The following is a 13,313-nucleotide window of genomic DNA, read 5'->3' on the forward strand; positions in this document are numbered from 1 at the left end:
TGCACGGTGGGGCTCACAGCGGGGGCTCGCCGGCGGACGCGGGCGCGCCTGCCGTTAGGCGGTCGTCGGCCGGGGCGCGGCGCGCGACATGCTGGGCACCGAGCAGCCGCGCGGAGGCCGGCCACGCGCCAGTGGCGCGCGCGAGCTTGCCGCTCGCCGCGAGTGCGAGCGCCAGCAGCGTGGTGGCGTAGCTCGCCTGCGTGCCCATGTCGCCCCAGGCGAGATTGATGTACGACACGATGACAGCGAGCACCGTGACCGCGATAGTGCGATCGACCGGATCGCGCGCGTTTCGATAGCTGCGTGCGGCGAGGAAGACGCCGATGGGAATCGGCATCCATATGAAAGTGAAACCAACGATGCCGCTGACGCCGAGCAGCCAGAGCAGACTGTTGTGCGCCGTGAGGCGGTACTGCGGCATGTAGACGGAGATGTCGGCCGCCTTCACGATCTCGAGGTACTCGTGTCCCCACCCCGACCCAATGACCGGGTTCACCTTCAGCGTCGCGAGCAGATTGAAGTTCTCCATCTCGCGCCACATGTTCGACGGGTCGTTCACGTCGCTCACGGACATGAACTCGTGCCCCGGCTTGAAGATGCCGCCCTCGTGCGACTTGGCGATCACGAGATAGGCGGCGAGCAGCGGCAGCATCGCGACGGCCCCGCGCGTCATCCGGCGCTTGATCGGCCCGCGCAGCAACACATAGAGCAGGCCGAAGCTCGCAGCCACACTCACGTACGCGATACGCCGGTCGTTGAGGACGATGCCGGTGAAGGTCCACGCGACGATGGCGAGCGTCGGCAGGACCAGACGGCGCCGCGGCCGGTGGATCCACGCCGCACACCACATGAACATCACGACGACATACAGCACCGAGTCCTCGTGGTCGGTCATCGCCTCGGGCTCGATGCCGCGCGGCCATGCATCGTGGAGGAGGAAGTACGAGCCGAAGAAGATCTTCAGGCACGCGCCCGCCGTCACGAGCAGCGCCGCGATCACGAAGTCGCGCCGGTCGCGGAATGCGTACGTGAACAGCGCCAGTTGCAGGGGCATCAGCGCGAGGTGGCGGATCTGGAACAGCGACGAGCGCGCGTCGCCTCCGCGCAACACCCCGGACACCTCGAGCACCGCGAGGACCACGAGCGATGCGATCCCGGACACGAGCAGAATGCGCACGCTCGGCGCCCACCCTTCCGTGTCGATCCGCTGACCGCGCAGCGCACGCAGCGCCGCCAGGCCGATGAGCACCACGTAGAGCATCTCGGTGCCGCTGATCGCGAGCGCGCCGACGCCCGTGACGCGACTGAGGTATCCATTCAACAGCTCTTCGAGCGGCTTCAGGAAATGCTCGTACAGGATGCCGCTCGCTTGGATCTCGTATTGCTCGGTGACGCTTCGAGGCGGCGTGAAGGCCACCGCCGTGGGCACCAGCAGCGTGAACACGACGTACCGCAGCGGGAGCGTCCACAGCGCGTACGCGACCATGGCCAGCACGGCGGGGCCGGCCGCCGCCGCCGGGTTGTCGGTGGCGAGCAGGGCGAGCGCGGATGCCACCGCCACGGCGGCCACGACCCAACGAGCCCGCGACGCGCGCCCGCCCGCCGCGGGTGCCGGGCGCCGGCGGCCGCCGAACAGCCGACGGGCGGGGACGGCGGGCGGGGTCGACCAGCCATCGCCCGTCGAACCGACAGGCGGCAGCGTCGTGTGCATCGGGTGCTGTCTGAGGGGAGATGCGCGCGGCGGGCGCCGCTGGACGCGGCTACAGCCGCGGTAGGACGAGCACGAGCAGGAACACGTAAATCGCCACGAAGGCGGCGAAGCCCACGACCGTACGACGAAGCCCGCGCAGCGCCATGCGGTCCCGAGCGGCGACCATGGGGAGGCCGACGCTCACCAACAGTATTGACATAAGAATCAGCTTACGCACTAATTGACTCCAGCTGGTCCTTCCGCCCGGTCGCCGCGCTCACGTCTGCGCCCCATCGCGACCACCGCTTGGCGCCGTAGGGCGTCCGTGCGAGCCCCGCCCCGAGCCGTATCGATCTTGCCGGCCAAAGTAGTCTCCCGCGTCCAGCGAGACAAACGCTTTTTTGCCACCTCTCCCGACCGGAAGATCCGGGCGCTGATCGTCGCGGAGCTGGCAAACCCCGAGTGGGTGTCCGTGCCGCTCGAGGGGTGGAATCACTGGGAGGCGCTGTCACGTCGGACCGACGCCCACCTCGTGACGCAGATCCGGAATCGGGAGCAGATCCTCCGGAAGGGCGTCCCGGAGCGCCGACTGACGACGATCGACACCCGGCCGGTGGAACGGATGATGGACCGGGCAGCCGCGCTCCTGCGTCCCGGCGGACAAGGCGGACTCACCACGCTCACCGCGTTCAGCGCGGTCCCGTACTACGCGTTCGAGCGCGCGCTGTGGCGGGAGTTCGGGCCGCGCATCCAGGCCGGTGAGTTCGATCTCGTCCACCGACTCACACCGCTCTCCCCGACGACGCCGAGCGTCCTCGCGGCGAAGTGCGCGCGGGCCGGCGTGCCGTTCGTGCTCGGCCCGCTCAACGGCGGCCTGCCATGGCCGCCCGGCTTCGACCACGCACGGCTCAAGGAGCGCGAGTGGCTCACGTACGTGCGCGACGCGTACAAGCTGCTGCCAGGCTACCGCGGCACGCGCCGGCACGCGGCGGCGATCATCTGCGGGTCCATGGCCACGCGCGCCCAGATCGCGCCGGCGTACCAGGACAAGACGGTCTACATCCCCGAGAACGCGATCGACCCGGCGCGCTTCGACGTCACGGTGAGCGGCGAGGTGGAGCTTCCGCTGCGCGTCGCGTTCGTCGGTCGGTTCACGATCTACAAGGGCTGCGACATGCTGATCGAGGCGGCGGCCCCGCTGGTGCGAGCCGGCAAGCTCACGCTCGACCTGATCGGCGACGGCCCGCAGGCACCGGAACTGCGCGCGCTCGCCGCTCGCGAGGGGGTGCCGGAGAGCAGCTTCGCGGGCTGGGTGAAGCACACGGAGCTGAAGCAGCGCCTCTCGCAGTCGCATGTGTTCGCGTTCCCGAGCATCCGCGAGTTCGGCGGCGCGGTGGTGCTCGAGGCGATGGCGCTCGGCCTCGTGCCGATCGTGGTGAACTACGGCGGCCCCGGAGAGCTCGTGAGCGAACGCACCGGCTACGCGCTTCCGATCGGTCGACGCGCGGAGATCGTCGCGCGGCTGCGGGCCACGCTCGACGAGCTGGTCGCCGACCCCGAACGCATCCGGCCGATGGGAAGGCGCGCGCGCGAGCGCGTCTTCCATCACTTCACGTGGGACGCGAAGGCGACGCAGACGGTCGAGGTCTACCGCTGGGTGCTCGGCCAGCGCGAGAAGCCCGACTTCGGCATGCCGCTACCCGACCCCGACTGACCCTCGGGAGCCGAGGCCACCCCACGATTCCTTCCACCGGACGCATCATGCTCGGCATCCTGATCCCCGAGTTCCCGACGCAGACGCACATCTTCTTCTGGCGGGAGATCTCGGAGTTCCGTCGACTGGGTGTGCCCGTTCGCGTGCTGTCGACGCGGCGGCCCGCAACGGACGCGTGTCGCCACGCCTTCGCGTCGGACGCGACGGCGGAGACGCATTACGTCTTTCCCCCGCGGTGGGCACGCGCTGCGGCGACACTTGCCGCGCGCCCGCTGCGCACGCTCGCCGGCGTGCGGTACATCCTCGGATTGCGCGAGACGCCGCTGCGCAAGCGGATGAAGTACCTCGGGCTGATCCCCTGCGCCGCGGACCTCCTCGCGGTCGTGACGGCAGACGAGATCCGGCACATCCACGCGCACTCCTGCGCCGATGCTGCGCACGTCGTTGCGCTCTGCCGGTTGCTCGGCGGACCGACGTACAGCCTCACGCTGCACGGCGACCTACCGGTCTACGGCACCGACCACGCGAGCAAGATGGCGGAGGCGTCGTGCGTGACCTGCGCGGGCCCTCACCTGAAGACGCAGATCGTGGAGCGTGTCGGCCTTCCCGCCGATCGAGTCATGCCCACGTGGATGGGGCTCGACACCGATCATTTCCACGATGCCGCGCGCCGCGCGTTCGACGCCGGCCGCCTGCACATGGTGACCGTGGCGCGGCTGGACGCGTGCAAGGGCCATCGACATGCACTCGCCGCCATGGCGCGCGCCGTCGAGCGCGGAGTGGACGTGCGCTACACGCTCGTGGGCGAGGGGCCCGAACGCGCCGAGATCGAGGCGCTGGTGCGACGCCTCGATCTGGAAGGCCGCGTCGAGCTGCTCGGCACGTGCGGCGAATCACGCGTGCTCGAGGTGCTGCACGACGCCGACGTCTTCGTGCTGCCGAGCGTCGGATTCGGCGAGGCCGCGCCGGTCTCGCTCATGGAGGCGATGGCGTGCGGCCTTCCCGTGGTCTCGTCGATCATCGGCTCGACACCCGTGATGGTGGACGACGGCGCGGAAGGGGTGCTCACCGCACAGGGCGATGAACGCGCGATCGAGGAGGCGGTCTGCCGCCTTGCTCGCGACACCGACCTGCGGCGTCGTATGGGTGCGGCTGCGCGGGCGCGCGCCGTCCGGCAGTTCGGGGTTCGCGACGCCACTATCCGGGTGGCGCGGTTCATCGAGCGCCACGCTGCGGTGCGTCTGCTGCCGCCGGAGCGCGTCGATCCGGTCCCCGATCGGGCCGCGGCGTTGCAGCCGTCCCTCGCCTCCTGAGCGCCGGCCCACGACAACGGTCGCCCGTGCCGTGGCACGGGGCGACCGGATTCCTTCATGGGCCGAGACGGTGGCCCGATCTCAGGCCGGCTCCGGCGACTGGAGCGTCGCGGCGATCGGGGCGGCGGCGGGGCCAGCTGCGCTCGCCTTCCCGTACGGGAAGTGGTCCTTGAGACGTAGGAAGTGCTTCTCGAACAGGTTCCAGCTCACGAGCGCGAGGCCTAACGAGAGGCCGATCGCCACCGCGTAGTACGCCGCCTGCGTCGGCAGATCCGACCCCGCGATCTGGCGCAGTGGCGTCGGGAACAGCTTCCGGCGAAGGATCGCGTCGAGCGGCGAGTGCACCAGGTAGATCGCGTAGCTGTACCGTCCGAACAGGCGCAGGACGGACGACGAGCACGCACGGCGCACCACGTTCTCCGCGCTCCCCGTGACCGCAGCGTAGACCAGTCCAGCGAACAGAATCGCGGTCGCTGTATAGCCGATGGTGTCCTTCAGCACGTTGTACGTCGAGCCCATCGGAAGCAGCACCATCGCGGCGATCACGGGCACCGCGGCGGCAAGCGCGGGTCGTAGCCACTGCCTAGCGGCCGCCCGGCTCGTACGAAGCGTGACGGCAAGTAGCCCGCCGACGGCGAGGGCATCCATGCGACAGAACGTCACCACGTACGTGGCTTCGCCGTTCAGCCCCGCGATCGTCAGACCGGTGCGGACCGCGACCGCGAGTCCCGCGACAATCGCGCACAGGCGCGCGACTCTCTTCGCGGACACTGAGGCGATCAGCAGCGGCCACGCCATGTAGAACTGCTCCTCGATCGCGAGCGACCACACGACGCCGAGCACCGGGTGTGTCCACGGGATCGAGAGCTGGTAGTAGTTCGACAGGTACAGCACGTACCACACGAACCCCTGTGTCGTGACACGCGAGTCGAGCGCGAGCGCGCCAGCCAGCGACGGGAGCACGAGGAAGGACACCGCGAGGACGGCGTAATACAGCGGGAAGATTCGGAGCACCCGCCGTATGTAGAAATTGCGGAAGTAGTTCGCCTTCCCCTTCGCGTCGAACAGGATGCCCGTGATCAGGAACCCCGACAACACGAAGAACAGATCGACCCCCGTCCAGCCGGCGCCCGCCAGCCACCACACGACCCTCCCCACCGCTGTCTCGTAGCTCAGGTGGGTGGTGTGGAAGATCACGACGAGGAGCACGGCGATGCCGCGGACGCCGTCGAGCGCGGGCTGGTGCCCGCTCATGACCAGGGGCGCGTCATGGCGCGTGGGATCCGGCCGGTGCCGCTGCGCTAGCATGCGGTCCTCATCGCTCAAGTCCAAAGTCGTGCGCGGCGTCACGGTACCCGCGCTGCCGTTAGGCCCCGTCCGTCGCGAGGGCGCAGGCCGTCGTCGAAGAACGCCCCCAGCCGGGCGCCAAACTCGCGCCCGGCCGACGCGGCGTACGTCCGGTGCGTCGCGCCCGGGATGATCCACAACTGCTTCGGCGCGCAGGCCTGCGCGTACATGTGCCGGGCGACGCTCACCGGCAGGTCGGCGTCGACGGAGCCGTCGATGACGAGCAGCGGCCGCGGGCTGAGGCGGCAGATCCCGTCGATCGGCCGCTCGCGCTCGACGGCGACGCCGGCGAGGCGCAGCGTCCACACCGCCACGCTGCCGCTCCACCACTTCCACTTGCCTTCGTCGTGGCGCATCTCGTCTTCGAGCGACGTGAATGCGCCCTCCACTGCGACGGCGCGGACGCGCGGGTCGCGCTCCGCCACCTGCGCGACCACCATGCCGCCCATGGAGAAGCCGATCGCGCCGATGCGCGTCGAATCGACGTCCGGCCGCGCGGTGACGAACGCGATCGCCGCGTCGAAGTCGCGCTGCTCGTCGACGCCCCACGTGGTGCGCGTGCCGCCGCTCTCGCCATGCCCTCGCCAGTCGAACAGCAGCACGCCGTAGCCGCGCTCCGCGAGCGCGCGCGCCTCGGGAAGCATGGCGCCGCGGTCGGCGCCCCACCCGTGCCCGAGGATCACGGCCGCGCCGTTGCGCGACGGCACGTACCACCCGTGCAGCTCGATACCGTCGGCGGCCGCGAAGCGCACATCGCGCACGTCCGTTAGGCCGTCCGGCGCGACGATCGGCGCGCGCGGCGGGTGCAGCGTCGCGCGCACGCGCGCCGACACGCGCCACGCGATCGCGCCCGCGAGCGCGCCCACGAGTGCCACGGGCGCGAGGGCGAGCCACGGCGCCCACCGGCGCACGCGCGTCAGCCGAAAGCGATCGCGCACCCGAGGCCCCAGCTCGCGACCTGCGTGGCGGCGTGCGAGAACGAGACGCCACCCAGCCGTCGCACGAGGTCGTACGCGCGCAGCGCCAGCAGCTCGACCGGCCCGTGCTCGTTGCGGTACTGGAGGTAGATCTGCCGATACGATCCCTTCAGCACGCCCCGGTCCGTGAGCGAGTGCATGATCGACGGCAGGCCGACGCGGTACTTCACGACCGTGCGGTCGAGAAACACGAAGCCGAAGCGCCGGATCGCGCGGAGATAGAAGTCCACGTCTTCCACGATGCGCACCGCCGCCGAGTAGCCACCGACGGCTTCCGCGCAGGTGCGGCGGATGGTGCACGCCGAGTTCACGAGCGGTGTGCGGCGGTACAACATCCCCGCGACGAGCGCGAAGCGCGACTTCGCGCGGCGCAGCCACTGTTCGCCGTCGGCGAAGTACTGCGTCTCCTCGCGCACGGCGGCCGGATCGGGGCCGAACGGCTTCACGAGCCCCACCGCCACGCCCGCGTTCGTGCGGCGCAGCGCCGCGATGGACGCGGCGAGCGCGCCGTCGAGGAACACGTCGTCGTCGTCGAGGAAGTGCAGGAACTCGCCGCGCGCGAGCGACAGCCCTTCGTTGCGCACGAGCGCCGGGTTCCCCCCCGACGGCACCGCGCGGTGTACGTAGCGCACGCGTGCATCGCCGATCGCAGCGATCGCCGCCTTGGCCGACGCTTCGGGGCTGTCGTCGAGCACGATCACCTCGAGCGCCACGCCGGTCTGTCCGAGCGCCGACCGCACCGCCTCGACGACCATCCCCTCGCGACGGAACGTCGGGATGACGACTGACACGACGGGATCGGCGCCGGCCTCCACGCCCGGGGTTGCTCCTTCCATCGTCTTCACCATGGTACGCAGGACTCCATGCCGAACAGCACGGCGCACGACGCGCCGAGCGCCGACGCGAGAACGAAGAGACGCATGATCGTGACTTCCGCGACCCCGTACTGGCGTCGGTAGTGCCGGTGGATCCGGTCGTACGACTCGACGAGAAGCTTTTCGTCGCTCTGCGAGTGCATGAGCGATGGCGTGCCCGTTCGGTAGCGCACCACCGGCCGGTCGACGAGCACGAAGCCGCAGTGCCGGATCGCGCGAAGATAGAAGTCCACGTCCTCGCACCGCGCGACGTCCGGCGAGTAGCCGCCGACGGCCTGCGCGCACGAGCGGCGCACGGTGCACTCGGAGTTCACGAGCGGCGTGACGTCGAACAGCATCGTGGCGGTGAGCGTGAAGCGGGTGCGCGCGTGCTTCAGCCGACGCGCCGCGGCCGCGAAGTAGGCTCGCTCGTGCTCGAGCGCGACCGGATCGTCACCGAACGGCACGACCATGCCCACCGCGACACCCGCCGACGGCTTGCGCACCAGCGCGGCCACCGTGGCGGCGAGCGCTCCCTCGCACAGGACGTCGTCGTCGTCCAGGAAGTGCACGTATTCCCCCGTCGCGAGGGACAGTCCCTCGTTGCGCACGAGCGCGGGGTTCCCGCCCGACGGGACGGCTCGGTGGACGTAGCGCACGCGCGGGTCGCCGACGGCGGCGATCGCCGACGCGGCCGAGCCCTCGGCACTGTCGTCGAGCACGATCACCTCGACACGGACGCCGGTCTGCGCGAGCGCGGAGCGCACCGCCTCGACGACCATCACCTCACGACGGAACGTCGGGATGACGACCGACACGAGTGGCTCAGTCATTGGACTCCTGCGACGGCGATGCCGCGGCGGTCATCAACGCTCGGCGCCGGCGCGCCGACTTCCACGCCGCGGCGCGCGTGAACGCCAGGTGGGAGAAGCGCGCGCGCGCGCCTGCGTTCACGACGACGACGTCGCCGAACGGCAGCTCCTCGGGCCGCCACCGCGTCTTCGACACGTCGGCGCCGGTCGAGAGGTTCACGGTCGTGATCCCCTGCTCGATCGCGTGGCGCATGGTCTCCGCGACGACGGTCGTCATCACGCTGTACTTCCCCCACGCCGGGTCGTAGCCCGAGTAGTAGAGATACAGCTCGTCGCCGAAGCGGAAGCCGAGTCGCGCCGCGACCACCTCGCCGCCGATCTCGAGCTGGAACACGCGTGCCGCGCCCCGGCTGCCGAGCCGCGTCATCACGTCGCCGAGGAACGCGCGCGACGGCGCGGGCGCGAAGTAGTCGGGGTGCGCAACCGAGCCGCCCGCCTGCGCGCGGTACGCGTGGAGCTCGCAGAAGCGCGCGAGCGCGGCGTCCAACTCCGGCCCCCCCTCGATCGCGCGGAAGCGCCACTCGTGTCCGTCGCGCGCGAGCGAGTTGTAGCACTTGCGCAGCGATTCGCGCACGTTGCGCGGGCGCGTACGCTTGAACTCCTCCCAGCTGTCGGGCAGGCGCAACGAGAAGGCCGAGATCTCGCGGTCGGCCACGGCGTCGGCGCGCGCGAGCAGCTGCCGCCGCGCGTCGCCGTCGCGCCGGAGTCCGGCGACGCGGATCCAGTCGGGCGCGGGCCCCACGGTACGCTGCGCCGCGAGCAGTGCCGCGACCGCCGCCGCCTCGTGCTCGGGCGCGACGAGCATCGCGCGCAGCTCCGTGAGGTTCGGATCGGCGCCGATCGGCTGCAGGATGCGCATCACCGGCACGGCGAGCGCGCGGTACTCGGTGAGCATGTACGGCGCGAACGCGATCGCCGCGCCGTCGGCCGAGCGCACGACGAATACCCGCAGCGCGTCGCGCTTCCACCGCGTCGCGCGCCGCAGGTGCGTCCACCACGCGACCGCCCACTCGTGCGTCGTGAACGGCGTCGCGTCGGGCACGCGCGCCGACAGCGCCGTCCACTCCGCCTCCAGCCGCCGCAGCCCGTCTAGCGTCGTGACCACCTCCACGCGCGTGGTCGGGTGGGCGTTCGGCGCGGCGCCTGCGGAACGCGCGGTGGACATGTTCGGGAGCGTCGTCGTCACCGCTTCTTCACCCGCGTTGCCTTGGGCTGGCGGACCGCGACGCTTCCGATGAAGTGCTCGCGGCCGATGCTCTCGATCACGCGGCGCGAGTCGGCGAGCATCGCCTCGCCTAACGGCACCGCGAGCACCACCGCGTCCGCGGCGCGCGCGATCGCGATGGCCGCCGGGTTCACGAGCGGCGACCCGAGCGCGATCACGACCTGCGCGCCGGCCGCAGCCGCATCCTTCGCCGCTGCGATGATACCCTGGATCTCACGCGCATCGGCCTTCGTCGCGTCGATCATCTTCACCGCGCCCGCGCGGTACACGTGCCCCGCGACGGCCAGCGCGCGCGCCGGACCGAAGGCGTTCTGCGTCCGCTCCGCAGGCACCACCGCGAGCGTCGACCAGCTGTGGCGCTGGATGGCGAACCACAGCTGTGCCCACTCGCCGTCGGCGCGCGTGCTCGGATGCGGCGCCAGCTCGTGATCGCCGTGCGCGCTGGCGCCGTTCGCGCTCACGACGCTCGCGATCGCGCTATTCGTGCTCGCGCCGGCCCCGTGCGAAGCGGGCACGCCCACCGCGGGCATGTCCGCAGCGGCGGCTCGATGAGTACGTCCGATCATGCTCCACCTCGATTCGCCGACACCGCGCGGCTCGTGCGGACCCACTCGTCGTTCCGGGTCGCGCGGCCAGCGGCAACGGTCAGCTTCCACAGCATGTAGACCGGCGCGTAGACGAGGTCCGCGGCGGCGCGGAGCCCGTTGCCGGTGAGCGCGCACCCGCGCGCGAGATAGACGACGATCGCGAGCGCGCCGACCGTCCACACCGCGACGGCGGATGCGGCCGGAGCGCCGAGTGCCGCCGCAGCCACCGCGACTGTCCACCCGACGACGAGCGCCGCAACGAGGCGGCTGAGCGGCGGCACGACGACGTCGAGCAGCAGGTCGAGCAGCACCACGTCGCGCCGACGCACGGCCTCGCGCAGCAGTCGCCCCGCGTACTCGCGGCCCACCGCGCGGCGGCCGCGCTCCCACCGCGCGCGCTGCGAGCGCGACGCGTCCGTGCTCGACGGCATGTCACCGTACACGTGCGCCGCCCCGACGTAGGCCACGCGCACGCCGGCGAGACCGAGCTGTAGGCCGTACTCGAGGTCCTCGACGATGGAGAACGCGCGGTGCGGTACGCGGCGCAGGAGATCCGCGTGGAAGCACATCCCATTGCCGCGCAGGCCGCTCGACAGGCGCAGGCGCTCCCGCGCGAGCGAGCGGATGTCGTGGAACAACGTGAAGCCGAGCGTCAGCAGCCGCGTGCGCCACGACGCGTCGGGGTTGCGGATCCCGTAGCTCGCCTGCAGCGCGTCAGCGCCGCGCGCGAGTGCCGCGTCGAGCTCGCGCAGCAGGTTCGGCGACACCGTCGTGTCGGCGTCGACCACGACGACGGCCTCGGCGAAGCCCTCCTCTACGCTCGCCGCGAAGCCGTGCGCGAGCGCGTAGCCCTTGCCGCGACGCTCGGCGTCGTTCCGCTCCCACACGAGCGCGCCCGCGGCGCGCGCACACTCGGCCGTCGCGTCGGTGCAGTTGTCGGCCACGACGACGACGCGGTAGCGCTCGGACGGATAGTCGAGCGCACGCAGGCTCGCGATCGTCGCCGCGATCCCCGACTCCTCGTCGTGCGCCGGCACGATCACGTCGAAGCGCGTCGCGGGCCCGCGTCCCGTCGCGTCCGCGGGCGCGGCCCGGCGCGCGAGCAGCGCGAGCACGCCGAGGTACAGCGCCGCCGCCGTCGGCGGCACGGCGGCGACGAGCAGCATGGCGGCGGCGAGGCCCGGGAGCGTCATACCGGCGGCGCCTCGCCGAAGACCTCGAGCCCGAGCGAGCGCTGGATCTGCCAGTGGTGGAGCACGCGACCGCCGGTGACGTCGAGCGCCACCGCCACGAACAGCCCGAGCATCGACGCGAGCACGAAGCCCGCCGCGAGGAACTTCGCGGGCCGCGGCTTGATCGGCGTGAGCGGTACCTGGACGGGGGAGATCACGCCGTACTTGTACTTGAACGCCGCGCGCGCCGTCTGCAGCTCGATGCGCGCCGCGTCGAGGCGCGAGAGCAGGTCCTCGTACGAGCTGACTGCGATGCGCAGACGCGAGCGTGCATACTGCATGCGTTCGTTCAGCACCGAGTCCTGCTGGATGCGCTCGAGGCCGCGTAGGGCAGCTGCCGCGACGAACGGGTCGGTGTTCGCCGGCGCCACGGTCCCCGTCGGGTCCGCGCCGAGCCGGGCGAGCGTGTTGCGCAGGTCCAGCTCCTCGCGACGCAGTTGCTGTAGCTGCGGCGAGTCCGCCGACAGCGCGCGGATCGCCTGCTCCGTGTTCGCGATCACCGGGTGCGCGGCGCCGTACGTGTTGCGCTGGTCGGCGAGCGTGGCCTGCATCTCGGCGAGACGACGGCTGCGGAACTGCTCCAAGTCGGCGATCGTGCGCCTAACGGTTTCCAGCCGCGACTGCGCGGAGAGAACCTCGGAGCTCGGCGCGACGGCACGCAGCGCGTTCACGGTCGGCCCGCGCGTCGTGCCTGCCACCGACTGCCGGAGCCGCGCCATGGAGTCGATCGACGCGCGGATCTGCTCGTTCACGTCGGAAACGTGGCCCTCGAGGATGTTGATGCTCTCCGAGATGAGCGCGAGCTCCGACGTGTGGCGCTCCTCGAAGAAGTTCTCCTGTGCCGCCTGCACGATGCGGTAGGCGAGGTTGGGGTCCGGCCACATCACGCCGATGGAGACCGTGCCGTCGGTGACGTTGACCCAGAGGTTTTGCTTCAGCATCCCGACGAGGCGCTCGACCTGCACATCCTCCGGCGGATCCGGGAAGAAGCGCTCGAAGAGCCCGTGCTTGAGCCGGCTGAGGAGCTGGCGGTGCCGGCGCGATTGGCCCACCAGGTCGGTGGCCTTGACGATGGCGACGAGGTTCGTGTGGCTGAGGATCGCCTCGCTGGCCTGCCGCGTCGGCGTGTCCGCTTCAGTCGGAACGTTGCGCCGCGGATTGCTAAGAACGGGAAGCACCAGGTTGCGCTGTGCGAGCAGCCGCGCCTCGGTGGCGTACGTGCGCGGCATGACGACGAGCGCGACGACCACCGCGCCGAGGATCCCGACGAATGTCGCGAGCCCGGCCACGCGATGGCGCCACACGGCGCTCAGCACGAAGCGCGTCAGGTCGCGCACGACACTGAGGTCGAACAGCGTGTCCTGCCCCTCTTCGGGCGGCGGTGGCTCCGTCGGTCGGGGAGCGCGCGAAAGGCCCGGCGGCGCGAGACGCGTCGCGGCGGGAGAGGCAGTGGATCGTGAGGTCGTTTGCATGGGATCGGCCGTCGCCGGCTCGGGGTATGC

At 71.1% G+C, this 13,313-nt stretch carries 11 protein-coding genes; 2 read left to right on the top strand and 9 right to left on the bottom strand.

What is annotated here, in order from left to right:
* Positions 1-13: 13 nt before the first annotated feature.
* A complete protein-coding gene (locus J421_RS31905) occupies positions 14-1,711 on the bottom strand; it encodes an O-antigen ligase family protein (protein WP_148306078.1) in 1,698 nt (565 codons plus the stop codon).
* A 445-nt stretch (positions 1,712-2,156) separates the two neighbouring features.
* On the opposite strand from J421_RS31905, the gene J421_RS00625 reads away from it, so the two are divergent.
* Together J421_RS00625 and J421_RS00630 are read left to right on the top strand one after the other, a co-directional pair.
* Positions 2,157-3,404, top strand: a complete 1,248-nt coding sequence (locus tag J421_RS00625) for a glycosyltransferase family 4 protein (RefSeq protein ID WP_201773070.1) — start codon at positions 2,157-2,159, stop codon at positions 3,402-3,404.
* Positions 3,405-3,451: 47 nt separating this feature from the next.
* Positions 3,452-4,717 (top strand): glycosyltransferase, encoded by a 1,266-nt coding sequence (locus J421_RS00630; protein ID WP_025409222.1) that lies wholly within the window; start codon positions 3,452-3,454, stop codon positions 4,715-4,717.
* 81 nt (positions 4,718-4,798) lie between these two features.
* Here the strand turns inward: J421_RS00630 and J421_RS00635 are convergent, their stop codons facing one another.
* The 8 genes from J421_RS00635 to J421_RS00670 all read right to left on the bottom strand — a co-directional run bounded on the left by J421_RS00635 (position 4,799) and on the right by J421_RS00670 (position 13,148).
* On the bottom strand, positions 4,799-5,971 hold the full coding sequence (locus J421_RS00635; protein WP_201773071.1) for an acyltransferase family protein: 1,173 nt from the start codon (positions 5,969-5,971) through the stop codon (positions 4,799-4,801).
* A gap of 92 nt (positions 5,972-6,063) precedes the next feature.
* Complete coding sequence (locus tag J421_RS00640; protein WP_025409224.1) at positions 6,064-7,002, bottom strand: alpha/beta hydrolase; 939 nt, start codon at positions 7,000-7,002, stop codon at positions 6,064-6,066.
* Positions 6,981-7,832 carry a glycosyltransferase family 2 protein gene (locus tag J421_RS00645; RefSeq protein ID WP_201773072.1) on the bottom strand — a complete coding sequence of 284 codons (852 nt, stop codon included), beginning with the start codon at positions 7,830-7,832 and terminating at the stop codon, positions 6,981-6,983. The genes J421_RS00640 and J421_RS00645 overlap by 22 nt, the downstream gene beginning before the upstream one ends.
* A gap of 50 nt (positions 7,833-7,882) precedes the next feature.
* The gene (locus tag J421_RS00650; RefSeq protein WP_025409226.1) at positions 7,883-8,728 is read right to left on the bottom strand and encodes a glycosyltransferase family 2 protein; all 846 of its coding nucleotides are present in this window, start codon (positions 8,726-8,728) and stop codon (positions 7,883-7,885) included.
* Complete coding sequence (locus J421_RS00655) at positions 8,721-9,932, bottom strand: GNAT family N-acetyltransferase (protein WP_148306079.1); 1,212 nt, start codon at positions 9,930-9,932, stop codon at positions 8,721-8,723. Before J421_RS00655 ends, J421_RS00650 begins: the two co-directional genes overlap by 8 nt.
* 17 nt (positions 9,933-9,949) lie before the next feature.
* The gene (locus tag J421_RS00660) at positions 9,950-10,507 is read right to left on the bottom strand and encodes a hypothetical protein (protein ID WP_148306080.1); all 558 of its coding nucleotides are present in this window, start codon (positions 10,505-10,507) and stop codon (positions 9,950-9,952) included.
* A gap of 47 nt (positions 10,508-10,554) precedes the next feature.
* Entirely contained in the window at positions 10,555-11,772 is a 1,218-nt protein-coding gene (locus J421_RS00665; protein WP_025409229.1) for a glycosyltransferase family 2 protein, read from the bottom strand.
* Positions 11,769-13,148 (bottom strand): GumC domain-containing protein, encoded by a 1,380-nt coding sequence (locus J421_RS00670; RefSeq protein WP_025409230.1) that lies wholly within the window; start codon positions 13,146-13,148, stop codon positions 11,769-11,771. Before J421_RS00670 ends, J421_RS00665 begins: the two co-directional genes overlap by 4 nt.
* Between the last annotated feature and the right edge of the window lie 165 nt (positions 13,149-13,313).

The organism is Gemmatirosa kalamazoonensis, from assembly GCF_000522985.1.
In the GTDB taxonomy this organism is placed as follows: Bacteria; Gemmatimonadota; Gemmatimonadetes; order Gemmatimonadales; family Gemmatimonadaceae; genus Gemmatirosa; species Gemmatirosa kalamazoonensis.